Annotated in this window: 22 protein-coding genes; 10 read left to right on the top strand and 12 right to left on the bottom strand. The window is 71.0% G+C overall.

What is annotated here, in order from left to right; all coding sequences use genetic code 11:
- Positions 1-49: 49 nt before the first annotated feature.
- The gene (gene pgm / locus ABT336_RS03345; protein WP_350894866.1) at positions 50-1693 is read right to left on the bottom strand and encodes a phosphoglucomutase (alpha-D-glucose-1,6-bisphosphate-dependent); all 1644 of its coding nucleotides are present in this window, start codon (positions 1691-1693) and stop codon (positions 50-52) included.
- 69 nt (positions 1694-1762) lie between these two features.
- On the bottom strand, positions 1763-2995 hold the full coding sequence (glgC, locus tag ABT336_RS03350; protein WP_350894867.1) for a glucose-1-phosphate adenylyltransferase: 1233 nt from the start codon (positions 2993-2995) through the stop codon (positions 1763-1765).
- Between the two features lie 72 nt (positions 2996-3067).
- Between glgC and glgA the strand changes: the two genes are divergently transcribed.
- Positions 3068-4267 (top strand): glycogen synthase, encoded by a 1200-nt coding sequence (gene glgA, locus ABT336_RS03355; RefSeq protein ID WP_350894868.1) that lies wholly within the window; start codon positions 3068-3070, stop codon positions 4265-4267.
- A gap of 85 nt (positions 4268-4352) precedes the next feature.
- On the opposite strand, the gene ABT336_RS03360 is transcribed toward glgA, so the two are convergent.
- Entirely contained in the window at positions 4353-5609 is a 1257-nt protein-coding gene (locus tag ABT336_RS03360; protein WP_502891091.1) for a helix-turn-helix domain-containing protein, read from the bottom strand.
- On the bottom strand, positions 5606-5815 hold the full coding sequence (locus ABT336_RS03365; RefSeq protein WP_350894870.1) for a hypothetical protein: 210 nt from the start codon (positions 5813-5815) through the stop codon (positions 5606-5608). Before ABT336_RS03365 ends, ABT336_RS03360 begins: the two co-directional genes overlap by 4 nt.
- Before the next feature lie 205 nt (positions 5816-6020).
- Here ABT336_RS03365 and ABT336_RS03370 point away from each other — a divergent pair, with 205 nt between their 5' ends.
- Positions 6021-6248, top strand: a complete 228-nt coding sequence (locus ABT336_RS03370) for a winged helix-turn-helix domain-containing protein (RefSeq protein WP_350894871.1) — start codon at positions 6021-6023, stop codon at positions 6246-6248.
- Positions 6249-6364: 116 nt separating this feature from the next.
- Here the strand turns inward: ABT336_RS03370 and ABT336_RS03375 are convergent, their stop codons facing one another.
- Together ABT336_RS03375 and ABT336_RS03380 are read right to left on the bottom strand one after the other, a co-directional pair.
- Positions 6365-6820: a type II toxin-antitoxin system VapC family toxin gene (locus tag ABT336_RS03375; RefSeq protein ID WP_350894872.1), complete on the bottom strand. Its 456-nt coding sequence runs from the start codon at positions 6818-6820 to the stop codon at positions 6365-6367.
- Positions 6810-7049, bottom strand: coding sequence for an AbrB/MazE/SpoVT family DNA-binding domain-containing protein (locus ABT336_RS03380; protein ID WP_350894873.1), 240 nt, complete (start codon positions 7047-7049; stop codon positions 6810-6812). The genes ABT336_RS03375 and ABT336_RS03380 overlap by 11 nt, the downstream gene beginning before the upstream one ends.
- A 230-nt stretch (positions 7050-7279) precedes the next feature.
- Between ABT336_RS03380 and ABT336_RS03385 the strand changes: the two genes are divergently transcribed.
- Positions 7280-9322, top strand: coding sequence for an alpha-1,4-glucan--maltose-1-phosphate maltosyltransferase (locus ABT336_RS03385; RefSeq protein WP_350894874.1), 2043 nt, complete (start codon positions 7280-7282; stop codon positions 9320-9322).
- On the top strand, positions 9310-11412 hold the full coding sequence (glgB, locus tag ABT336_RS03390; protein WP_350894875.1) for a 1,4-alpha-glucan branching protein GlgB: 2103 nt from the start codon (positions 9310-9312) through the stop codon (positions 11410-11412). Before ABT336_RS03385 ends, glgB begins: the two co-directional genes overlap by 13 nt.
- 73 nt (positions 11413-11485) lie before the next feature.
- On the opposite strand, the gene ABT336_RS03395 is transcribed toward glgB, so the two are convergent.
- From ABT336_RS03395 to ABT336_RS03405, 3 genes are all read right to left on the bottom strand, one after another.
- On the bottom strand, positions 11486-13006 hold the full coding sequence (locus ABT336_RS03395; RefSeq protein WP_350894876.1) for a hypothetical protein: 1521 nt from the start codon (positions 13004-13006) through the stop codon (positions 11486-11488).
- Between the two features lie 734 nt (positions 13007-13740).
- The gene (locus ABT336_RS03400; protein WP_350894877.1) at positions 13741-14070 is read right to left on the bottom strand and encodes a hypothetical protein; all 330 of its coding nucleotides are present in this window, start codon (positions 14068-14070) and stop codon (positions 13741-13743) included.
- A 24-nt stretch (positions 14071-14094) separates the two neighbouring features.
- Positions 14095-15135, bottom strand: coding sequence for an App1 family protein phosphatidate phosphatase (locus tag ABT336_RS03405; RefSeq protein WP_350894878.1), 1041 nt, complete (start codon positions 15133-15135; stop codon positions 14095-14097).
- Between the two features lie 162 nt (positions 15136-15297).
- Here ABT336_RS03405 and yaaA point away from each other — a divergent pair, with 162 nt between their 5' ends.
- From yaaA to ABT336_RS03430, 5 genes are all read left to right on the top strand, one after another.
- Positions 15298-16101, top strand: coding sequence for a peroxide stress protein YaaA (yaaA, locus tag ABT336_RS03410; protein ID WP_350894879.1), 804 nt, complete (start codon positions 15298-15300; stop codon positions 16099-16101).
- Between the two features lie 94 nt (positions 16102-16195).
- Positions 16196-16882: a hypothetical protein gene (locus ABT336_RS03415; protein ID WP_350894880.1), complete on the top strand. Its 687-nt coding sequence runs from the start codon at positions 16196-16198 to the stop codon at positions 16880-16882.
- Between the two features lie 77 nt (positions 16883-16959).
- Positions 16960-17889 carry a TAXI family TRAP transporter solute-binding subunit gene (locus tag ABT336_RS03420; RefSeq protein ID WP_350894881.1) on the top strand — a complete coding sequence of 310 codons (930 nt, stop codon included), beginning with the start codon at positions 16960-16962 and terminating at the stop codon, positions 17887-17889.
- 83 nt (positions 17890-17972) lie between these two features.
- The gene (locus ABT336_RS03425) at positions 17973-18899 is read left to right on the top strand and encodes a scabin-related ADP-ribosyltransferase (RefSeq protein ID WP_350894882.1); all 927 of its coding nucleotides are present in this window, start codon (positions 17973-17975) and stop codon (positions 18897-18899) included.
- A 110-nt stretch (positions 18900-19009) separates the two neighbouring features.
- A complete protein-coding gene (locus ABT336_RS03430; RefSeq protein ID WP_350894883.1) occupies positions 19010-19609 on the top strand; it encodes a scabin-related ADP-ribosyltransferase in 600 nt (199 codons plus the stop codon).
- A gap of 12 nt (positions 19610-19621) precedes the next feature.
- Here the strand turns inward: ABT336_RS03430 and ABT336_RS03435 are convergent, their stop codons facing one another.
- Positions 19622-21037: a sensor histidine kinase gene (locus ABT336_RS03435; protein ID WP_350894884.1), complete on the bottom strand. Its 1416-nt coding sequence runs from the start codon at positions 21035-21037 to the stop codon at positions 19622-19624.
- Positions 21038-21047: 10 nt separating this feature from the next.
- Positions 21048-21740: a response regulator transcription factor gene (locus tag ABT336_RS03440; protein ID WP_350894885.1), complete on the bottom strand. Its 693-nt coding sequence runs from the start codon at positions 21738-21740 to the stop codon at positions 21048-21050.
- Between the two features lie 194 nt (positions 21741-21934).
- Here ABT336_RS03440 and ABT336_RS03445 point away from each other — a divergent pair, with 194 nt between their 5' ends.
- The gene (locus ABT336_RS03445) at positions 21935-22471 is read left to right on the top strand and encodes an acyltransferase (RefSeq protein ID WP_350894886.1); all 537 of its coding nucleotides are present in this window, start codon (positions 21935-21937) and stop codon (positions 22469-22471) included.
- 59 nt (positions 22472-22530) lie between these two features.
- Here ABT336_RS03445 and ABT336_RS03450 read toward each other — a convergent pair whose 3' ends face one another.
- The gene (locus tag ABT336_RS03450; protein ID WP_350894887.1) at positions 22531-24294 is read right to left on the bottom strand and encodes a CDP-glycerol glycerophosphotransferase family protein; all 1764 of its coding nucleotides are present in this window, start codon (positions 24292-24294) and stop codon (positions 22531-22533) included.
- Between the last annotated feature and the right edge of the window lie 244 nt (positions 24295-24538).

The raw sequence follows: 24538 nt of genomic DNA on the forward strand, positions 1-24538 counted from the left end.
ACCACAGAGGTAACGATCCGCGTGCCGGGCGGTGACGCGGGCGCCCCGGTCAGCTCCCCGAGAGGACCCCGTCGACGAGCGCCTTGGCCTCCTCCTGGATGCGGGCGAGGTGCTCGGGTCCCTGGAACGACTCGGCGTAGATCTTGTAGACGTCCTCGGTGCCGGAGGGGCGGGCGGCGAACCACCCCGACTCGGTGGTCACCTTCAGTCCGCCGAGCGCCGCCCCGTTGCCGGGGGCCTCGGTCAGGGTGGCCGTGATCGGCTCCCCGGCCAGCTCCGACGCGGTCACCTGCGCCGGGGAGAGCCGCCCCAGCGCCGCCTTCTGCTCCCGGTCGGCCGGGGCGTCGATCCGGGCGTACGCGGGCGCACCGAAACGTTCGGTCAGCGTTGTGTAGTGCTCGCTGGGGGTCCGCCCGGTGGTGGCGATGATCTCGGCGGCGAGCAGGCAGAGCAGCAGCCCGTCCTTGTCGGTCGTCCAGGTGCCGCCGTCGCGGCGCAGGAAGGACGCCCCGGCGCTCTCCTCCCCGCCGAACCCGACAGTCCCGTCGAGGAGCCCCGGGACGAACCACTTGAACCCGACAGGCACCTCCAGCAGGGGCCGACCCAGGTCGGCGGCGACCCGGTCGATCATCGACGAGGAGACCAGGGTCTTGCCGACCGCCGCCTGCGCCCCCCACCGGTCCCGGGTCCGGAACAGGTGCCCGATCGCCACCGCCAGGTAGTGGTTGGGGTTCATCAGCCCCCCGTCGGGGGTGACGATCCCGTGCCGGTCGGCGTCGGCGTCGTTGCCTGTGGAGAGGGCGTAGTCGGTCCGGTTGGCGATCAGGGAGGCCATCGCGTTCGGCGAGGAGCAGTCCATCCGGATCTTGCCGTCCCCGTCGAGGGTCATGAACCGCCAGGTCGGGTCGACTGTGGGGTTGAGGACCGTCAGGTCGAGCCGGTGCCGGTCGGCGATCTCCCCCCAGTACGCCACGCTCGCCCCGCCGAGCGGGTCCGCCCCGATCCGGACCCCGGCGTCGCGGATCGCGGCCAGGTCCAGCACGGCGGGCAGGTCGTCGACGTAGTGGGCGAGGAAGTCGTACTCACCGGTGGTGTCGGCGGCGCGGGCCCGGGCGTACGGAATCCGCTGCACCTCCTTGAGGCCGGCGGCGAGGATCGCGTTCGCCCGGTCCTGGATCCATCTGGTCGCGTCGGAGTCGGCGGGGCCGCCGTGGGTGGGGTTGTACTTGAACCCGCCGTCGTCGGGCGGGTTGTGCGACGGGGTGATCACGATCCCGTCGGCGAGGCCCGTGGTGCGCCCCCGGTTGTGGGTGAGCACCGCGTGGGACAGGGCCGGGGTGGGGGTGTAGCCGTCCCGGCTGTCCACCAGCACCGTGACCCCGTTGGCGGCGAGGACCTCCAGCGCGTCCACCGCGGCGGGGGCGGAGAGCGCGTGGGTGTCGCGGGCCAGGAACAGGGGTCCGTCGACCCCCCGGTCCCGGCGGTAGTCGCAGAGGGCCTGGGTGACGGCGAGGATGTGGTCGGAGTTGAACGCCCCGCGCAGCGACGAGCCCCGGTGCCCGGAGGTGCCGAAGGAGACCTGCTGCGCCGGGTCGTCCGGGTCGGGATGCTCGGCGTAGTAGGCGGTGACCAGCCTCGGCACGTCGACCAGGTCGGCGGGCTGGGCCGGCTGACCGGCACGGGGATGGGCCACGACGGGATCCTCCTGTGGGGTGGTGCGGTGGGTTCGCTGATTCCCCGGCGGGGACCGGGTCACACGTTGTCACGGTTCGACCCGCTGCCCCTTGCCGATGACCACGACGCCGTTGTCGGAGACGGTGTAGCGCTGCCGGTCCCGTTCCAGGTCCACGCCGATCTCGGCGCCCTCCGGGACGACCACGTTCTTGTCGAGGATGGCCCGGCGGACCACCGCGTGCCGGCCGATGTCCACCCCCTCCATCAGGACCGACCCCTCGACGTGCGCCCAGGAGTGGACCTTCACCTTCGGGGAGACGATCGAGTTCTCCACCAGCGACCCGGAGACCACCGCACCGGGTGACACCATCGAGGCGACGGCCCGGCCGACCCGCTCGCCCCACTGGTGGACGAACTTCGCGGGCGGGTACGGCGGCTGCGCGGTGAGGATCGGCCAGTCGAAGTTGTAGAGGTTGAACACCGGGTGGACGTTGATCAGATCCATGTGTGCGTCGTAGAACGAGTCGAGGGTCCCCACGTCCCGCCAGTAACCCCGGTCCCGGTCGGTGCTGCCGGGGACCTCGTTGTCACGGAAGTCGTAGACGTTCGCCTCGCCCCGCTCGACGAGCAGCGGGATGATGCTGCCGCCCATGTCGTGCTTGCTGGTCTTGTCCTCGGCGTCGGCCTCCACCACGTCCAGGAGGGCCTTGGTGGTGAAGACGTAGTTGCCCATCGAGGCGTAGATCTCGTCGGGTGCGTCGGGGAGCCCTACCGCGTCGGTGGGCTTCTCGCGGAACGCCCGGATCCGGCGGCCGTCCTCGCCGACCTCGATCACCCCGAACTGGTCGGCGCTGGAGAGCGGCTGGCGGATACCGGCGACCGTCACCCCGGCCCCGGAGGCGATGTGAGCCTCCACCATCTGGCGGGGATCCATCCGGTAGATGTGGTCGGCGCCGAAGACGATGACGTACTCCGGCTGCTCGTCGTGGATCAGGTTGAGGCTCTGGTAGATGGCGTCGGCGGACCCGGCGAACCACCACGGCCCCCGGCGCTGCTGGGCCGGGACCGGGGTGACGTAGTTGCCGAGCAGCGTCGACATCCGCCAGGTCATGCTGATGTGCCGGTCCAGCGAGTGGGACTTGTACTGGGTCAGGACGACGATCTTCAGATACCCGGCGTTCGCCAGGTTCGACAGCACGAAATCCACCATCCGGTACATACCGCCGAACGGAACGGCCGGTTTGGCCCGGTCGGCGGTGAGCGGCATGAGGCGCTTACCCTCTCCCCCCGCCAGGACGATCGCAAGCACCTTCGCAGCCATGAACAGACGCTAACCACCCTCGACCGACTTCACCACTCGTACGACGACTCTCCTGCACTAGGGTGCGAGGGCATGACGGACTCCTCACCGCTGCGCGTCGATCTGTTGACCCGGGAGTACCCCCCGGAGGTGTACGGCGGGGCCGGGGTCCACGTCGAGTACCTGGCCCGCGAGCTGCGTCGACTCGCCGACGTCCGGGTGCACTGCTTCGGCGGTGACCGCACCGAGCCGGGGGTCACCGGCTACCCCGACCCGGCCGGGTTGGCGGGGGCGAACGCCGCCCTGCGGACCATGGGCGTCGACCTGGAGATGGCCGCCGCCTGCGCCGGCACCGACGTGGTGCACAGCCACACCTGGTACGCCAACCTCGCCGGGCACACCGCCAAGCTGCTGCACGGGGTGCCCCACGTGGTGACGGCGCACAGCCTGGAGCCGCTGCGACCGTGGAAGGCCGAACAGCTCGGCGGCGGGTACGCCCTCTCCTCCTGGATCGAGCGGACCGCGTACGAGGCGGCCGACGCGGTGGTGGCCGTCAGCGAGGGGATGCGCCGGGACGTCCTGGCCGCGTACCCGGCCGTCGACCCGGACCGGGTGTACGTGATCCACAACGGGATCGACACCGAGCAGTACGCCCCGGACCACGACACGGCGGTGCTGGACCGGCTGGGAATCGACCCGACCCGCCCCAGCGTGGTCTACGTCGGGCGGATCACCAGGCAGAAGGGGCTGCCCTACCTGCTACGGGCCGCCCGGGAGCTGCCCGCCGACACCCAGCTCGTCCTGCTCGCCGGTGCTCCCGACACTCCGGAGATCGCCGCCGAGGTGGAGGGGTTGGTGGCCGAGCTGCGGGCCGGTCGGTCCGGGGTGGTCTGGGTCGCCGAGATGCTTGCCAAGCCCGAGGTGATCCAGGTCCTCACCCACGCCACGGTCTTCGTCTGCCCCTCGGTCTACGAGCCGATGGGGATCGTCAACCTGGAGGCGATGGCCTGCGAGACCGCAGTGGTGGCGACCGCCACCGGCGGGATCCCCGAGGTGGTCGCCCACGACGAGACCGGCCTCCTGGTGCCGATCATGCAGTCCGCCGACGGCACCGGCACCCCGCTGGCCCCGGACCAGTTCGTCGCCGACCTGGCCGCCGCCGTCAACGAGCTGCTCTCCGATCCGGCCCGGACCGCCGCCCTCGGGAAGGCGGGCCGCCGCCGGGCCGTCGACCACTTCTCCTGGGACACCATCGCCACCCGCACCCTCGACCTCTACCGCACCCTGGGGTGAGGAAGTGCCCCTGTCAACGCCTACTGCATAGAAGGGTTCCCCTTCCACACTCGCACCGGGCAGCGCGAGCAGCGCTCGGGTGGGTTCAGGTGACGTGCAGGTCGGCGGCGAGGCGGGCCAGTCCGGCGGGGGCGGTCGCGGCACGGGCCACCACGGCGACGAGGTCGCGTACGCCGGGTCGGTCGTGGACCTCGCTGCGGGCGGTACGTTCGGCCTCCAGGAGGGTGCGACCGGCCCGGAACATGTCACCGGCCAGGGTGTACGCGCGGGCGGCGTCGAGGAGGTAGGCGGCCCGATGCTCGGGGGGCAGCCACCGCCAGCCCTCGGCGGCGAGCAGCCGCTCGTGGCGTACCGTCGCCGCCGCGACGTGCCCGAGGGCGGTCTCGGCCACCACCTCGACGGCCGCCACCGACGCCGACCCGAAGCTCGCCCCACCGGGCGACAGGCCGGGACCGAGGTTCCCGACGGCGGCACGGGGCGCCGCGACGTCGGCATCACGGCCCTCGACGGCGGAACGGGAGAGCCCGGTGTCGGCACCGGTCGTCGTGGCGAGCGCCCTGGCTCGGAGGATCAACTCTCGGGTGCCGGACTCGTCTCCCCGACCGGCGGCGGCCAGCGCGGCCTGCGACAGGAGCACCCCGACCAGGGACGGGTCGGCCGGGCGAGCGTCGCCCGGGGGTCTGAGCCGGTGGGCGGCGACGACGGCGGCCTCCACCGCCGACCGATGCCGACCGACACCCCGCAGGGCCTGGACCAGCGGTACGGTGGCGACCCCGGCCAGCCGAGGTTCCCCGACGGCCAGGGCGACAGACATCCCCCGGTCCGCGGCCAGCCAGGCGAGTTCCGGCTGGTCCACTTTGATCAGGGTCACCGCGATCAGGCCGTACACCGGCACCAGGAGCCCGTCGGTCGTCCGACCCGGCAGCGTCGCGCGGGCCTCCCGGGCGGCGTCGAGGAGGTCGGGCAGGACGGTGAGCAGCGCCGGATACCTGGCGTGCCGGTAACTCTGCTCCGCATGCTCGATCCGGACCCGCAGCTCGGCGAGGTCCGGCGGTCGGGTCGGCGTCGGAACGTGGTACCGGGCGAGGGCGGCCCGCAGCCGCTCCACCCCGGCCCCGGGGACGGCCCGTCCGGGTCGCTCCGGGAGGAGTGCGTCCATCTCGATCCGCAGCGCCTCGGCGACCTCCCGGAGACTCGACACCCGTTCCAGTCGGCGTACCCCGCGTTCGACCTTGTCGACCCAACTCTTCGACTTGCCGATCCGGTCGGCGAACTGCTGCTGGGTCATGTTCCGCCGGATCCGCCACTGCGCCACCCGCCGCCCCACCGGCAGCTCGTTCACCATCCGGCCCTCCCCCACCCGAGGATCCCGACCAGTAGCAGGACCAGCACCACCACCGCGACGGCCACCCCGTAGACGTACTCCCGGCGGGAGACCGGCGAGGCCCGTGGCGGGCAGGGCATCCGGTCCCCGTCGGGCAGCGGGGGTCGACCACCGGCAACCGGGTACGCCGGGGGCAACGGCCCCTCGTGCGGGCGCTCGTTCATCGGTGCCTCCTCACGATCAGGGAAATGAGCAGGTCAGGGCGGGGTGGCACGGGGAACCACCCCGCCCCGAGATCGAGGCACTCCGCTGCTGACGAGAGGCCCCACTCGACTCAACATAGAAGGCACTGTCGTCACAGTCAACAGAGAAGGCACGGTGCGTCACTCCGAGTGCGAAGATCGAAGCGCTGACGAGAGGTGCACCACGATGCCGCAGGTACCGCTTTACGAGCAGATCATCACCGACGTCTCGGCCTCCATCCGGGCGGGAACCCTGCAGCCGGATGACAAGTTGCCGTCCATCGCCGAACTGCGTGAGCAGTACCAGTCGAGCGCCTGGCCCATCCGATACGCCCTTCGGATCCTTGAAGAGCGCGGCTGGATCGTGACCCGCCAGGGCAAGGGCTCCTTCGTCGCCCCGGAACCGCCCGCCTGACCTTCCCGGCTGAACCGCCGCACCTACGGACTTGGAAGGAACCGGCCCCCAGAGGGGCCAGAATCGTCCAAGATCCGCCGGACTTCAGCGGGGGCGCGGGGGCCGGGACGGGTTCGTCAGGGCTCCGGGGTGGTCAGTGCCAGGCTCGGGAAATACGTGCGGTAGCGCGAAGCGTCCCGGGTGAGCAGGGCGTACCGGCACACCGCCGCGTGCGCCCCGATGTAGAAGTCGGCCAACGGGGCTCGCTTCACCCCACCCAGTCGACGGTACCGCGCATAGGCCTTGCCTGCGAGAAAGCCCGCCGGATACGGCAACTCCTCGCGAAGGAAGTCGCTGGCGGGCAGTGCCTCGTCCAACATCTCGATGCGCTCGAAGCGTACCGATACCTCCGCGTAGACGATCGGATTGATCACGATGGTGCCGGCGTCGCGCGCCTCGGCCAGAGCCGCCTCCGACCACTGCGCCCACTTCGGGTCCTCGGTCAGGATGTCCAGCAACACGTTCGTGTCGACCAGGGTTGTCGACGTCCCTGGGGCACGCGGTGGCAGGACCCGGAGCCGGTCACTCCCCACGCAGCAGCTCCATCAACTCGTCGGTGGTCATGTGCTCGGTCTCCTTGGTGCCACCCCGTCCGCGCATGTGGCGAACGAGGCGCTGGCCGCGAGTTTCGGCCCCCTGGACCCGGACGATTCGCAAAGCTCCGCCCTCCTCCACCACGTCCACCTCGTCCCCCTCATGCAGGCCATGACGTGCCCGCAGGGCTGCCGGGATGGTGACCTGCCCCTTGCTGTTCAACCGCATGCCCGACCTCCGTGTCACGTAATACCAACGATACGCGACACCTGTGGTGACGCCACCTTCCAACCTCCCCACACCTCGGCCATGTTCAGCATCACCGTCAACGTCGGCGACGACCTCAACAGAAAGGAACCACGTCGCGTGGCGTTCACGGCGGTGGGCAGGAGGCAGTCGGCCAGCGAACGGTCGCGCTTGGCCGCGCGCGAAGGGGGTTCGCACAGTAGGTTGATCGGGTGAGTGGACGGTTTCCGATCGAAGACGTCACCCCCGCCGTCTCCTGCGGTCGCTACCCGGCCAAGGCGGTGGTCGGGGAGGTGGTCCCGGTGTCCGCGCGGGCGTACCGCGAGGGACACGACGCGCTCGGCTGCAACGTGGTCTGGCTCGGCCCGGACGGGCGGGGTCGGCCGTTCACCCGGATGGTGGCCGGCGAGCCGGGGCACGACCTGTGGCACGCCACCATCACCCCGGACGCCGTCGGCGAGTGGACCTTCACCGTCGAGGCGTTCCAGGATCCGTACCTGACCTGGCAGAACGCGGTGACGAAGAAGGTCGCCGCCGGGCAGACGGTCGGCGAACTGGCCAACGACCTCGCCGAGGGTGCCCGGGTCCTGACCGGGGCCCTCGCCCTGGTCCCGGCCGCCGACACCGACCGGGTCCGGGCGGCGGTCGCGGCGCTCAGCGACGAGGGGCTGCCGCTGTCCCGCCGGGTCGCCCCGGCGCTGGAGCTGGCCGACCTGCTCTGGGCGTATCCGGTGCGGGAGCTGGTGACCACCGGCGAGCCGTACCGGATCTGGGTGGACCGGCCCCGGGCGCTCTTCTCCGCCTGGTACGAGTTCTTTCCCCGCTCCGAGGGGGCGGTCCTGGCGACGGCCGACGAACCGGCCCGGTCGGGCACCTTCGTCACCGCCACGTCCCGGCTGCCGGGGGTGGCCCAGATGGGGTTCGACGTGCTCTACCTGCCGCCGATCCACCCGATCGGGCGGGTCAACCGCAAGGGCCGGAACAACACCCTGACCGCCGGTCCCGACGACGTGGGCTCGCCGTGGGCGATCGGCGCGGCCGAGGGCGGGCACGACGCCCTGCACCCCGACCTGGGTACGCCGCAGGAGTTCCGTGACTTCGTCGCCGCCGCCGCCGAGGTGGGCCTGGAGGTGGCGATGGACCTGGCGTTGCAGTGCGCCCCGGACCACCCGTGGGTCACCGAGCACCCGCAGTGGTTCACCACCCGGGCCGACGGGAGCATCGCCTACGCGGAGAACCCGCCCAAGAAGTACCAGGACATCTACCCGCTGAACTTCGACAACGACCCGGAGGGGATCCGGGCGGAGATCCTGCGGGTGGTGCTGCACTGGGTCGGCGAGGGGATCAGGATCTTCCGGGTCGACAATCCGCACACCAAGCCGTTCGACTTCTGGCACTGGCTGATCGCCGAGGTCAAGCGGGTCGACCCGGACGTGTTGTTCCTCGCCGAGGCGTTCACCCGGCCGGCGATCATGCACGGGCTCGGCAGGATCGGTTTCACCCAGTCGTACACGTACTTCACCTGGCGTACCTCGGCGGCGCAGCTGCGGGAGTACTGCGAGGAACTGGTCGCGGCGGCCGACTACATGCGGCCGAACTTCTGGCCGAACACCCCGGACATCCTGCACGAGTCGTTGCAGCACGGCGGACCCCCGATGTTCAAGATCCGGGCGGTCCTGGCCGCGTTGCTGAGCCCCTCCTGGGGGATGTACGCCGGATACGAACTCTTCGAGCACGTCCCCCGCCCCGGCGCTGAGGAGTACCTCGACAACGAGAAGTTCGAGCTGCGCCCCCGGGACTGGTCCGACGCGCTCGCCCAGGGCCGGTCCCTCGCCCCGTTCGTCGGCACCCTCAACCGGGTACGCCGGGAGAACCCTGCCCTGCACCGGCTGCGCAACCTCGTCTTCCACGACGTGGACAACCCGGCGGTGCTCTGCTGGTCCAAACACGATCCGGCCACCGGGAACACGGTGCTCGTGGTCTGCTCGTTCGACTCACGGGAAGTCCAGTGGGGCAACACTGTCCTGGACATGCCGGCGCTCGGCCTGGACTGGCACGACCGGTTCACCGTCCACGACGAACTGACCGGGGCAACCTACGACTGGGGCCAGCACAACGCGGTCCGGCTCGACCCGTATCTTCAACCCGCACACGTGTTCACGGTCCGGCACCCGGACACCGGCGACACCCCGGCCCCGACCGGTCCCGACCTGACCGACGACGCCCCTAAGGACGAGGCCCGATGGACCAGTTGATCGCCGGCGAGACCCACGACCCGCACGCGATCCTCGGGGCACACCCGGCCGACGGCCGGACCACAGTGCGTACCCTCCGGCGGGGAGCCGGGTCGGTCACCGTCCTGGTCGGCGGGGAACGACACCCGGCGACCCGGGTGCACGGCGTCGGGGTCTTCGAGGTCACAGTGCCCGGCACCGTGCTCGACTACCGCCTCGACGTGGACGGCACCGTCGTCGACGACCCGTACCGGCACCCGCCGGTCCTGGGGGAACTGGACCTGCACCTGATCGCCGAGGGCCGACACGAACGGCTCTGGGAGGCGCTCGGCGCGCGGGTCCGCGACGACGGGGTCGGGTTCGCGGTCTGGGCACCCAACGCCCGGGGGGTCCGGGTCGTCGGGGACTTCACCGGGTGGGGGGCGCACGACGGGTGGCCGATGCGGTCGCTGGGCTCCAGCGGCGTGTGGGAGGTCTTCGTCCCGGGGGCCGTCTCCGGGCAGCGGTACAAGTACCGGATCCTCGGCGCCGACGGACGGTGGCGGGACAAGATCGACCCGATGGCGGCGTACGCGGAGGTCCCCCCGGCCACCGCGTCGGTGGTGCACCGGTCGACGTACCAGTGGTCGGACGGGGCCTGGCTGGCCGAGCGGGTCCGCCGCCGGCCGCACCAGGAGGCGATGAGCGTCTACGAGGTGCACCTCGGCTCCTGGCGTCCCGGGCTCGGCTACCGCGAGCTGGCCGAACAGCTCACCGCGTACGTGGTGGAGCTGGGCTTCACCCACGTGGAGTTCCTGCCGGTGATGGAGCACCCCTTCGGCGGGTCCTGGGGTTACCAGGTCACCGGGTACTACGCCCCCACCTCCCGGTTCGGTGACCCGGACGACTTCCGGCACCTGGTCGACACCCTGCACCGGGCCGGGGTCGGGGTGATCCTGGACTGGGTCCCCGCCCACTTCCCCAAGGACGACTGGGCCCTGGCCCGGTTCGACGGCACACCGCTCTACGAGCACCCCGACCCGCGCCGTGGCGAACACCCCGACTGGGGTACGTACGTCTTCGACTTCGGCCGCCGGGAGGTCCGCAACTTCCTGGTCGCCAACGCCCTCTACTGGTGCGAGGAGTTCCACGTCGACGGGCTCCGGGTCGACGCCGTCGCCTCGATGCTCTACCTGGACTACTCCCGCCCGGAGGGGCAGTGGCTGCCCAACGAGTACGGCGGCCGGGAGAACCTGGAGGCCATCGCGTTCATGCAGGAGGTGAACGCGACCGTCTACAAGCACCACGCCGGGGTCATGATGATCGCCGAGGAGTCGACGGCCTGGCCGGGCGTCACCCGCCCGACCTCCGACGGCGGGCTCGGGTTCGGGTTCAAGTGGAACATGGGCTGGATGCACGACACCCTGCTCTACACCTCGAAGGACCCCGTCTACCGCCAGCACCACCACCACCAGCTCACCTTCTCCCTGGCGTACGCGTGGAGCGAGAACTACCTCCTGCCGATCAGCCACGACGAGGTGGTGCACGGCAAGGGGGCGCTGGTGGCGAAGATGCCCGGCGACACCTGGCAGCGGCTGGCCACCGCCCGGGCACTGCTGGCGTACATGTGGGCCCACCCGGGCAAGCAGCTGCTCTTCATGGGCTGCGAGCTGGGTGACGAGCGGGAGTGGAGCGAGGAGCGGGGCCTCGACTGGTACCTGTTGCACGACCCGGCCCGCGCCGGGGTGCAGCGCCTCGTCGGCGACCTCAACCGGGTCTACCGGGACTCCCCCGCCCTGTACGCCCAGGACACCTCCCCGGCCGGGTTCCGCTGGCTGGCCGGGGACGACCTGGCCAACAACACCATCTCCTTCGTCCGGATCGCCCCGGACGGACAGACCCTGGTCTGCGTGGTCAACTTCTCCGCCCTGCCGTTGGAGGACTACCGGGTCGGGCTCCCGGCCGGGGGGCGGTGGACCGAGGTGGTCAACACCGACGCCCACCACTACGGCGGCTCCGGGGTGGGCAACCTCGGTGAGGTGCACGCCCAGGGCGTGCCCTGGCACGGGCAGCCTGCCTCGGTGTCGCTACGGGTGCCGCCGCTGGGTGCCCTCTGGCTACGTCCGTCCTGATCAGACGAACCGCCCGCACCAACCCGACGAAGCCGACGCCCCGACGGCTACCGCCGCCGGGGCACGACCCCGGTCACCGATGCCGCTGGCGCTTGCCTTCTCGACCGGCCTGGTGCTGACCGGAAGGGGACGCGAAGGAACCGGGTAGTTGCGGAGTGGTGGTGTCCGACGGTTGCCCGGAGGCCACGTTCGGGCGGAAGCTCAAACCCGCGACGGCTGCGGGAGCAAGCTGGGCGTCAGAGATTCCGAGCCTCTGCCGGGCCGCAGCGATCGCCTCGTCGTAGGCCCGCTGAAAGGCGGCCTTCACCGGCCTGAAATATTCACCCCACTTATTGTTTGTCGCGAGAAACTCGGCCTCCTCTGGTTGCAGCTTCGAACCATCCACAATCGTCCTTCGCCGAACGCTGACCTTTACGCCGGCATAGACCGCATCAGACTTAGCCGGAGGCACCGCTCCGGGATGCAGTCTCATGAATTCCTTGAATCCATCGACATACCTGACACCCGGTTCTTTCGTCAGCTTACCCCACACCCCAGGATGACCCTTCAACGCCTGCATGATAGCGGGTTCGTTACGTTCGACTGACTCCAGCAGACTACCCCTGGAAGACCACATGCGCAGGTCGCGAAGAACTCTGGAATCTTTCCGGCCCGAATCAGCCAGGATTCCATCCGACTTGATGATCCCGGATTCTACAAGTTGCTGGAACTCGGTAACCCACCCCGAGCGATCGGCACCCTGCACACGTACTTCACCCGGGCCTTCGAGATTCACCGAGTTCGACGACTCAGGGAGCCCGAGCCTTTGCCGGGCCGCAGCGATCGCCTCGTCGTAGGCCGACTGATGCTCCCTCTTCAGGGGGCGGAAAGATTCCAACCACTGAGGGTTCCCCGCGAAGAAGTCGGCCTCCTCAGAATGCAGAATCCGCCCATCATGAAGTGCTGCTCGCTGAGCAGAGATATCCACTCCGGCATAGACCGAATCAGACTTACCCGTCGGCACCACTCCGGGATGCAGTCTCATGAATTCTTTGTATCCATCGACGAATCTGACCCCCGGCGCTTTCGTCAGCTTGCCCCACACCCCCGGGTGACTCTCCAACGCCTTCATGATCTCATGTTCGTCATTTCTAATTTTCAACGGGATTCCATGAGGGTACCATTGACGCAGGTCTTTCACAACTTGGGAGCTTTTTTTACGGGAATCCATCACCCTGCCGCTTTCCTTAATCACCCCCTTTTCCACAAGCTTGTTGAACTCGCTGACCCAGTTCTTTCGATCGACTGGAACCCGGCGCCTGGTTTCTCTGGTGGAGCGCTCGTCCGGAATGTCGTCGGCCCAGTCCATTGCCCCTGCGAAGAGATTTCCGCCCGTCCCCGGTGAGGCGTACTGCCCCACATCCGGCTGGTCGAACCAGAATGCCCGCTCCTCCATAAGCCGGGAGGCGTCGTCGGACTGCCCGGCCTGCGGTGCCGAGGACCCGGAAAGATCCGCTGGCAGGAAGGAGGCCGGTTCCTCGCCCGGGTCGTCGGCCGAAGGGCCACCCCAGAAAGGCGGCGTCTGGCGGCGGAAGTCACGCGAATTCTGGTCCACAATGTGCTCCTAACGGCTGCTCGTCCGTCTACGAGCCGAGCAGCGGCGCGGTTCACCGCCGAGAGACCTGGCCAGGTGACGACCCGCACCCGTGATCCGCCGCACGGTCGGTCCAGGAAAGGACCGGTCCGCCGCTGGGCGCCCTCTGGCTACACCCGTCCTTACCCAGAGAAGGTCTGCGGCGGCGCTGTGAACCGGGGCCCGACCCGCAGCGGCGGCAGCTGTGGTTCGGGCCGGACGAACAGGACCCGGAAGCCCGCCAGCGGCACCGAGGCCCACAGTCGGCAGCCACCGGGAGACGGGCCCGCCACGAGGGCTACGGCTGATCCTGCCAGACCATTGTCGATCACCGGCCGGGGCACCCACAGCCCCCGTACGGTCGGGTCGGGGCCGTTCCTCCGGGGTCTTCTACCGCCGGGGAGCGACCCGGTGGGAACCCGATCCGCCGGAGAGGTCCCGGGACGGTCCCGGACCCCTCCCGCCGGGCGGAGGGCCTCCCCCAAGCCTGGCGTTCGCCTGCCGGACCAGGGTCGGGGGCGGCGGTCCGGCAACCCCGAGTGCCGTGGTGACAGCCCTCTCCAGGTCGAGCCGAGCCGTCTCCTCCCTGACGTTCTGGTCTTCGATCTGGGCCTGCGACACCGACCGACCCCGTCCGGCCGATCCTCTGAGGAAGTCCCGCTCCGCCTGGTCGGCCTGGGCAAGGCCCGCTCTGGTGACATAGGAGTACGCCTGGGTCACCGACACCCCCTGGATGATCTCCGGCACGGCGATGGCGTAGTGGCCGGAGTTGGCGACAGCCTCCCGTTGGCCCTTCTCTGGTGGTAGAGGTAGTAGTCGGGCCGGTCGGGTCTCGGATTGTCCCTGATCCAGGAGAGCACCCAGTCGCGCATCTCCTCCAACCCCAGCGTGTTGGCCTGCTGAAGCCTGAGGTCGTCCAGGCGCGACTGGACGGCCGGGACTGCCAGCAGCCACCGCTGCTGATCGTCTGTGAGTGCCGCGACGCTCGAACCCACCCGCTCCGACAGGTTCTCCCGGAGGTAGGCGAGCTCTTCCTGATGGTCCATCGAGTCACACCCTCGTTCCGTCGGTCAGACGAGGCCGTTGTCGCGCATGAGCCGCCACAGGCCCGCGCCGTCCGGGGCGGAGAGCCACCGCTGGCCGACCGGCCCCTCGACGGTGCTGTCCAGGGGGGTGGGCAGGGTGCCGGCCAGGACCGCCTCGGTGGGCGAGAGTTGGCGGATGGCGACCCCGGCGACGTTGTCCGGGTGACCGGCGGCGAACTCCCGGTAGATCTCCTGGTCGTGTTGGCCGTCGTCGCCGACGAGGAGCCACTTCATCTTCGGGAACTCCCGGGAGAGCCGTTCCAGGGTGGCCCGCTTGTGTTCCCGGCCGCTGCGGAACCAGCGGTCGTGGGTCGGACCCCAGTCGGTGAGCAGCAGGGGTCCGGCCGGGTAGAGGTGCCGGGACAGGAACCGGGTCAGGGTCGGGGCGACGTTCCAGGCCCCGGTGGACAGGTAGAAGACCGGTGCCCCGGGGTGGGCGGTGACCAGACGCTCGTAGAGCACCGCCATCCCGGGCACCGCCATCCGGGCGTGCTCGTCGAGGACGAAGGTGTTCCACGCCGCGAGCAGCGGTCGGGGCAGTGCGGTGACCATGACTGTGTCGTCGATGTCGGAGAGGATGCCGAACGTGACGTCCGGGTCGAGGATCCGCACCGGGGCCTCGACCGGCGCGGCGTCGGGCAGGCTGATCCGGACCGTCCCCCAGCCGGGCGGCAGATCCGCCCTGATCACGGCCTGGACGAAGCCGCTACGGTCGGCCTTGGCCCGGTGTCGCACACCGGCCGCCTCGATGGTGACCGTGGCGTGCTTGGCCGGCAGGGTGGCGAAGCTGCGCCAGCCGCGGACCTTCTCCAGCCGCCCCCGCTGCCTGTGGTCGGGCCGCCCCAGCAGCACCCGGCACATCACCCGGATCCAGCCCGGTGCGCCGTACCCGGTGTAGGCGATCACGTTGGTCTGCCAACCGGTCCGCCGCAGACGCCGTTCGAAGAACTGGTGCAGCGCGTCCTCGATCCGGGCGGCCCGGTGCAGGGTCGGCACTGCCAGCTGCTTGGCGGTTGTCGGTGGCACGTTGCCACCCTGCCACACCTGGACGGGACCGGCCACGCGAGGCGATCACCAGCACCAACCGAGACACAATCGGGTCAAAAGACCGGTCACATCGAACCCCCGCACCGACCCGTACGCTGACCGGGCCGTCCCGTGCCGACCGCGTCGAGGAGACGTACCCGGATGCTGATCCTGTTGCCGCCCTCGGAGGGCAAGGCCGACGCCGGTGCCGGCCGCCGCCTCGACCTGTCCCGCCTGAGCCTGCCCGAACTGACAGCGGCCCGGGAGCGGGTCCTCGACGCGCTCGTCGACCTCAGCAGCGGCGACGACGACACCGCGAGGACGGTCCTCGGACTCGGCGAGGGGCAGCGCGCCGAACTGCGCCGCAACGCCCGACTGACCCGGGCCGCGTGTGCGCCCGCCGGGCGGATCTACACCGGGGTGCTGTACACCGCACTGGACCTGGGCACCCTGCCCGCCCCCGCCGCCCGACTGGCGAACCGTACGGTCCTGGTCTCCTCCGGGCTGTGGGGGGCGGTCCGGTTGACCGACCGGATCCCGCCGTACCGCTGCCCGATCGGGGTCCGGCTGCCCGGCCCGGGGGCGCTGTCGGCGTACTGGCGGCGGGAGCTGGCGGAGACGATGACGGCGACCGCCGGTGAACGGCCGGTGCTCGACCTGCGCTCCGGGGCGTACGCGGCCACCTGGACCCCCCGGGGCGAGTCGGCCGGACGGACGGTGACGGTGCGGGTGCTGCACGAGCGGATCGTCGACGGGGCGGTGGTCCGGACCGTGGTCAGCCACTTCAACAAGGCCACCAAGGGTCGACTGGTCCGGGACCTGCTCACCGCCGGTGCCCGGCCGGACACCGCCGACGACCTGGTGACGGCGCTGCGGGACCTCAAGTACACGGTGCTGGAGTCGCCGGGGGCGACCGACCGGCCCCGGCAGGTCGACGTCGTGGTGACCGACCTCCAGCCCTCGTAGCGCAAGTTTTCCTCAAGCCTCGCCCCGATCGGTACCGCCGGGCCTGCCGTGTTGACACGGTAGGGGCTCTCCCCCGACCCCAGGAGTGCCCGCCTTGGCCCGCGAATCCACCCTGCTCGACCGCGCCCGGCCGCTGGTGACCCCCGCCGGTCCCCTGGACTGGCCGACCCTGGCGGACGCGTTCGAGGCCGCCTGTCTGCTGCGCTGCACCCCTGCGCCCGCCCCGGCGTCGGCGTCGGCGGGACGGCGTCGCCCGACCGGCCCCCGCCCGGCCGGGCCGGCCGAGTTCAACCGGGAGGACGCCGCGCTGCGGATGCTCCACCTCCTCGACCGGCTCGCCGTCCCGGTCCGCCACGAACGGGCCGTCGGTGGCCTGCGCCGCCGGTACGAGCTGCACCAGCTCCGGGTCGCCCCGGCCGCCCAGTCGAGCTACGTGGCGCTGCTGGACACCGGTTGGCGGCAGGCCCGCCGGGAACTCCTCGGCGGCCCCGTGGCGGGGGCCTCCCCGACCCGTCAGGCGTGGCGGGCCCGGCTGGCGGCAGCCGCCTGGCGTTCGGCGCTGCTGGCCGCCGGACGGCACGTACGCCGACACATCCTCGGCGTCCGACTCGCCGACCGGGAGCTGGCCGCCGTCCTGGTCCGCAGCGCCGCCATGCTCGACGTGCCGGCCCTGCTGCGCCCGGGGGCGGGATGCTTCGTGGTCAGTGTCGCCGACGGCCCGGACCGGGACCGGATCCTGGACGCCGCCGCCCTGGCCACCCCCCTCCGACCGACCGGCTGACCGCATCCCGACCACAGGTCGGGTTGCATACGCCCCGTTCACGGCGCACAGTGCAGCGGGTGAACGGTCGCTGGTCTGTGCGCTCACGGCGGTACACCGCCCGCCTGGCGGTGCTGCTGATGCTGCCGGGCACGCTCGGTGGGTGCCGGGAGGACCCCGACGAGGCGGTGCAGATCCGGATCGCCACCGGCAGCCCGACCGCCGTCTACCACGCCTTCGGCCAGTCCCTGGCCACCATCCTCAACCGGGAGCTGCCCGAGGTGGAGGCCAGCGTGGTGGTGACCGCCGCGTCGGCGGCGAACGTCGAGCTGGTCCGTACCGGTCAGGCCGAGCTGGGCTTCACCCAGGCCGACGTCCTGGCCCCGGTGACCACCCCCACCCCCGCCGTGGTCGCCGTGGCCCGCGTCTACGACGACCTGTTGCACCTGGTCACCACGGCGCAGAGCCCGATCCGGACCGTCGCCGACCTGCGCGGGAGGCGGGTCTCCCTGGGCGCCCCCGGCTCCGGCACCGGGATCACCGCGAACCGGCTGCTGACGGTGGCCGGGGTGGCGGGCGACGTCGACAGGCACGCCCTGAACCTGGACGACTCGGTGGCCGCCCTCCGGGAGGGCCGGATCGACGCCTTCTTCTTCTCCGGTGGGCTGCCGGTGCGGGGTGTGGAGCAACTGCTCGCCGACACCGCCGCCCGGGTCGTCGACCTCGGCGACTGGATCGAGCCCCTCCGCCGCAACTACCCCGAGGTGTACGTCTCCCGGGACATCCCCCGGTCCGTCTACGGGGTGGACCCGATCACCACGGTGGCCAACCCGAACTACCTCATCGTCCAGGCCGACCTGCCGGACCGTCTGGTCCGCGAGCTGACCCGGCTGTTGATGGAACGCCGCGCCGAGCTGGCCGCCGCCCACCCCGCCGCCGGTCGGCTGAGCCCCCGGTCGGCGATCGCCACCACCCCGCTCCCCCTGCACCCGGGAGCCGCCGCCTGGTACCGGGAGAGCAAACCCTGACACCGGCGCGCAGGACGTCGAACCGGTCACGCCGCGCGCTCGTACCCACCTCTGCCACTCGGCAGCGGAGAGGAAGCCACGCCTTGCAGGATCCTGGTCGGCCGCAGTACGCGGACTCCGGCAGTGACGCCCAGTCCTTCGACGAGGCCGAATCGAACGACGCCTTCGTCCACGCCTACCGGAGCTTCCACCGGAACGTCACCACGTACCCCCCTGCGGACCTTCCCTATCCACCGGAAGCGCTGCGGGTGGCTCGTACCGGACCGTCGGCCGGATACCCGGTCGTGTACCGGTTGGATCGGGAGACCCTCTACCGGTTGGACTCCCGGCCCCCCGACGTCATCTTCCAGGAGGGCTTCACCGGGTACAACGACCACCTGCCCGTCAGCCTCCAGGACTACCAGAAATCCTCGCCCTACACCCGATTCGTCAGCACCACCCGGGATCCGCGCGTCGACCCGGAGCTGTTCCGGGAGATCCTCGCTTCGGTGGATCCGACGCCGGGTGGACTGTGGCTCTACAAGATCTCGATTCGGGGCGGGATCGACGTCCTGGCCTCGCTGGGTCCGGCGGCCTACAGCCACCAACAGGAGGTGCTGATCCCGGACCGTGTCGGTCCGGAGTACGTGGACACCGCCACCCCGTTCGACCGAGACAGCCGGCAGTGCGGGGCGACAGTGGGCAACCCCAATGCGTGGGGCACGGTTCAGGTGCGGCGGGAACGGGACTTCGAACGGGCTCAGGTGGCAACCCGCGCCATGGCCCGACTCGCCCCGCCGCCTGCCCCGTGGCCACGGCCGACCCCGCCGATTCCGCATCCGGCCCAGCCGATGTCCTACCAGCCGCACCCGATCCTGTTCCGGTCGCCGCCGAGAACACTCCCGGGCGCGATGCCACCGGCCCCCGCCGGACCGTATCCGTCAGCTGCGCAGCCGCCCTACGGTCCGCAGGGTCCCCACCGCCCGCCGGGACAACTCGGCCGCCCACCCGGCCCGGGGCACCAGCGGTGACCGACACATGACCTCTGTCCCATCTCCGAACCGATGGCACGGTGGGGCCGTCGTCGGGGTGGACCCGTCCCGGCCGCCGTCCGGGACACCGCTCACGCCGGGAGGACGTCATGTACCGCTACACCGGCTTCGACACCCCCGCCAACGTGCCCCGGGTGGACCGGGCACCGCTGTACTGCTGGAGCCCCGTACCCCCGGAGGAGGTCTTCGGCGAGGCGCACCTGCAACCGCCGGACCCTGCGATTCCCGCAACCCTCTCGGAGCACCTCGTACAGGCTGAAACCTGCATCCTGAGCACCACCCGGCAACGCGAACCCGGCCGGTACGTCCTCGACCACGCCCTGGAGCGCTACGGCCGGCCGTCTGCCGAGTTCGCCTACCGCTACACCATCTGGACGACGCGGGGCTACGACATGAACTCCTCGGTGGGCAGGTCGGCGTGCCCGAGCGGCGACGAGGTCGCCTTCATCGGGGCACTCCACAAGGATTGCGTCTCGGCGGTCACCACGTACCGGGTACAGGACCTGGTGAAACAGGAGAGCGAGTCCAACATTTACCTCTCCGACCAGGCGGAGAGGCTCAAGGAGGCCTGGACCCGACCGCGGGCACACCTTCGCGTCCCCCCGCCGGCGCGGCGGAGCTCCTACCGGCCCCCCGCCGGTCAGTACGGCAACCCGTACGGATTCCAGCCGGGCGGGCCGCGTCGCTGACCGTCGCGGAGGTCAGGAGCCGACCGCCTCCGGCACGTCGGACGGAGTGGTCGGCTCCGGTTCGGCACCGGGGAACCAGAGTTGCGCCACCAGACCGCGCGGATGCGCCCGGCGCATGGTGAGCCGTCCGCCGGAGGCGTCGACCAGGACCGCGACGATAGTCAACCCGAGACCGGCCCCGTCGACGTTCTGCACCTGGGGGGCGCGCCAGAACCGCTCGGTGGCCTGACCCAGTTGACTCACCGTCATCCCCGGCCCGTCGTCGCGTACCTCGAGGGAGGTGCCACCACCGGACCGGCGGACCGTGACCGTCACCTCGCCACCGGAGCCGGTGAACTTCACCGCGTTGTCGATCAACGCGTCCAGGGCCTGGTCGATGGCGGTCGGCACGGTCCGGGCGTACGTCGGGTCGTCGGAGGCCACCAGACGCAGCGTGAGGTCCCGTCGCCGGGCCAGCGGCTCCCAGGCGGTGACCCGGGACGCGGCGACCGCACCGGCGTCGACGGTGGTCCGCTCGTTCTCCGCCCGTTCCGCCCTGGCCAGGGTGAGCAGCGCGTCGAGGACCTGGGCCAGCCTGTCGGTCTCCTCCAGGGCGAACTGGTGTTCGGCCCGCCCCTCCTCGTCGTGCAGGCTCGGACCGAGCTCCTCCACCCGCAGCCGCAACGCCGTCAACGGGTTGCGGAGCTGGTGGCTGGCGTGCGCGACGAAGGCCCGCTGCCGGTCCATCACGTCGGAGACCGCGTCGGCCATGTGGTTGAAGCTGGCCGCGAGTCGACGCAGCTCCGGTGGACCCCACCGGTGCTGGACCCGGGCACCCCGGTCACCCTCGGCGATCTCGTGGGTGACGGCGTCCAGCTCGGTGACCGGTCGCAGCACCCACCCGGCCAGCCCGAACGCCAACAGGACACAGGCCACCACCACGACGACGCCGACCACCGCCAGCAGAAGCCACCAGGCGAGGACGGTGCGGCGGATCCGCTCCGAATCGGTGGTGATCACCACCGCGCCGAGGACCTCCCCGCCGTCGTTGATCGGCACCGCCACCACCACCGGGTCGTCGACCCAGGGCCACACCGAGTCGGGGGCACTGCTCTGCAACCCGGACAGGGCGGTGTCCAGGGCCGCCGCCGTCCCCGGCCCGGCCCGCCAACTCGCCGACTCCGCCACCGTACGGCGGTCCCGGTCCACCACCGCCGTGCCGATCCCGTACAGCTCGTCGTAGCTGTCCAGCTCCCCGACGAGCGGGCCGGTCACGTCCGTCCGCAGCGCCGGCCCGGCCAGCGAGGCGAACCGGGTGGCGTCGGCGAGCCGGTCGGCGCGGAGCCGGTCGGTCTCCCGGCTGGCCAGGGTGAGCGCCAACGGCGTCTCCAGGGCGAGCAGCACCAGCACCATCAGCAGCAGGTAGCTGATCACCAGTCGACGACGCACCGCCGGCCCCTCACTCGGCCCGGAGCCGGTAGCCGACCCCGCGTACGGTCTCCACCAGCCGGGCGTCGCCGAGCTTGCCGCGCAGCGACGCCACGTGCACCTCCACCGTGTGCCCGTCCGCCCAGGTGGTGCCCCAGACGTCGAGCAGGATCCGGTCCCGGGGCACCGCGACACCGGGCTGCCGGGCGAGGGAGAACAGGATGTCGAACTCCTTGCGGGTCAGGGCCACCTCCCGCCCGTCGACGCTCACCGTCCGGGCGGACACGTCGACCCGCAACGGCCCGGCGCAGATCAGGTTGCGCTCCGGCCGTACCTGGGTGGCCCGGCGTAGCACCGCCTCGATCCTGGCCTGCAACTCCGCCATCGAGAACGGCTTGACCACGTAGTCGTCAGCGCCCAGGCGCAGGCCGACGACCCGGTCCCGTTCCTCCCCCCGGGCGGTGACCACGATGATGCCCAGGGAACTGCTGCGTCGCCGCAGCTCCCGACAGAGATCCACCCCGTCGCCGTCGGGCAGGTTCAGGTCGAGCAGCACCAGGTCGCTGGGGGCCGCCGAGAGGGCCGCCGAGACCCCTGCGGCGTGCTCGACCTCGTACCCCCGCCGGGTCAGTGCGCGCGACAGGGCCGCCGCCACCCGACGGTCGTCCTCGACCAGCAGGATCCGCACCTCAACCCCCGTTTCGTCGCCACCGGTGAAGGGCATCGTGGCAGATCCGCCGGCCCGACGCGACGGCCCACCGGGGCCGGGTCGCTATGCTACGGCGGGCCTACGCGGGGCGACCCTCGCCCGCCGGGCACCGCGCCCGCCTCCGGGCCGCGCCTGCGCCGCCGGTGGCGGTACGCCCGAATCCCGTACCCCGGCGCGGCGATGCGCCCCGACGTGTGAAGAGTCTGCCGATGACTGACGCCCCATCCCCCTCCCCGACGGTCTTCGTCCACCCCAGCGCCGACGTCGAGGAGGGCGCCCAGGTCGGCGAAGGAACGAAGATCTGGCACCTGGCGCACGTACGCTCCACCGCGCGGGTCGGGTCCGGCTGCGTGATCGGACGCAACGTGTACGTCGACGCCGAGGTCGTCGTCGGCGACCTGGTCAAGATCCAGAACAACGTCTCGGTGTACCAGGGGGTGACCCTGGAGGACGAGGTCTTCGTCGGCCCCTGCGCGGTCTTCACCAACGACTTCCGCCCGCGCGCCCAGAACCCGGACTGGAAGATCACTCCGACCCTGGTCCGCCGGGGCGCGTCGATCGGCGCGAACGCCACACTGGTCTGCGGCATCGAGGTGGGCGAGTACGCCATGGTCGCGGCGGGTTCCGTGGTCACCCGGGACGTCGCTCCGTACCAGCTCGTCGCCGGTAATCCCGCCCGCCCCAAGGGCTGGGTGAACGAACGCGGCGACGTCGTCTCCCGCGACCCCCACCCCCCGACCCCCTGACCCGAAACCGCCCCGCCCCCGTCGTCGACACGGGGGCGGGGCGGTGGGTGACGGCGGGGTCAGTGGCAGAGGCGGGTGATCTCCTCGCGGAAACGCTCCATGGCGTTCGGGTCGTCCGGACCCAGCAGGTAGGTCTTGAGGTCCCGGCGGGCCTCGGTCAGCGGGTCGTCCCCGGCCCTGGTGAGCGAGAGGATCTTCTCCAACTCACCGCAGTCCTGGGAGAGCAGGTACGCGGCCCGGGCGGTCGGGAACTTGACCCGGAAGTCGTCCTCCGGCAGCCCGCTCGGGTTCGCCACCACGTACGGGCGCTGGCTCTGCACGAAGTCCGAGACCACGCTGGACACGTCACTGATCAACAGATCCGTCTGGTTGAAACAGTCGAACAGGGCAGGCACCCGACCGGTCACCACCCGGTGTCCGGGACCGTCCAGTGAGGTGGCGGCGATGTCACCACCGGCCGCCGCGATCCGGGCCACCACCCGGTCGTGCACCGCCTTGGTCTCCTTGGACCGGGCCCCCGTCAACGGGTGTGGCTTGTAGATCAGACGCACCCCGGGCTGGGCCTTGAGCAGTCCCTTGACGATCCGCTCCCCCATCGCCGTCAGCGAGGTGTGGTACGGGTCGTCGTCCAGCCACCCCTCCCAGGTCGGGGCGTACAGGACGGTGAACGGCCGGTCCGTCGCCGGAGCACCGAAGGTGTGCACCCCGGCCAGCTGCGGTCGACCGATCTCGACGATGTCGGCGTCCAGGACCCCGACCCCGGCCCGGGCGTAGCGCTCCCGGCCGGCGAGACCGGCCACCCACACCTCGTCGTACACCTTGCTGTAGGGGTTGACGCTGGCCTGCTTGTCGCTGTCGCCGTGTCCGACGAAGACGTGCTTCATACCCGGCTCACGCAGCATGTGGATGTTGGCCCCGACGTTCGCCGCGTACAGCGACGCCCGGATGCTGCCCAGCTCCAGGTTCATGAAGTCGACACTGGTCGGTACGCAGATCACCGGCAGCCGGGTGTCGGCCATCTCCAGGAAGGCCTCCTTGCTGCGCATCAGGACCACGCCCCGCTGGTCGAGCGCCTCGGTCGGGGCGAGCCACATGTTGGCCTGGTAGACGTCCTTGGCCGGACCGGCGAAGTAGAGCGCCACCTGCGGCTGGTACGCGTCGAGCCAGGTCTGCACCGCCGCCAGCACGGCGCTTTTGCCGGTGCCCTGCCCCCGACCCCGCAGCCAGGTCAACGCGACGAACCCGCCCACCAGGGCGGCGGCCCCGATGGTGAGGGTGCCGGCGATGAAGACCGGGACCAGGTCACCGATCAGGGCGGCGATCACCACGGCCGGCACCAGGAGGATGTTCACCTGGGCCATTCCGCTGCCCATCAGCCCGGTGGTCCACACCGGCGGGCGGGGCGCCTCGCGGATCGGCCCGAGGTCGATGTTGCGGACCAGGGCGGAGACCGGGTTACGACGGTTGATCATGCGACTGAACGCGCCGGCGAAGACGCCGACCGTCCAGACCACCGCGGGCAGGAGCAGCAGGACGATGGTCTCCCCGATACCGGGGCTGACAGTGGCGACGGCCAGCAGGACCACCGACAGGTCCCGGGCGAGCTGCCGGTAGACCCGGCTGAGACCGACCTTGTCCAGCAGGACCCTCGAAGGGTTCGACCAACGGTTCAGGATGAACTCGCCGGCCACGGCGGCCACCCCGGCGACGGCAAACGCGCCGACCCAGCCGAGCGCACCCGTGACCAGCATGACGAAGTAGCACAGCAGCAGTAGCGCACCACGGGCGGGGACCCCGAGCCGCTGGAGTAACGTGCCGAACAAGGATGGCTCTCCCTACGAGATCGACGACGAGCCGGGCCGGACGGACGGGAAGCGACCGCTGGGCACGGCCGGCGGGGGGCCGGCGGCGTTGGTCGGTTCGGCCTGGCTGCACACGACCTTAACGCGAAGACAACGGTGATCGCCGTTCGGGTATCGAACCTCGTGCCCGGTTGACGGGAACCCGATCGAGGACCACTCGCAGCTTCCGGACCGCCCCCGCCCCCACCCGCGCTGAGCTGCGCGG

Origin of the sequence: Micromonospora sp. NPDC000207, from assembly GCF_040300925.1 — a bacterium.
Taxonomy (GTDB): Bacteria; Actinomycetota; Actinomycetes; order Mycobacteriales; family Micromonosporaceae; genus Micromonospora.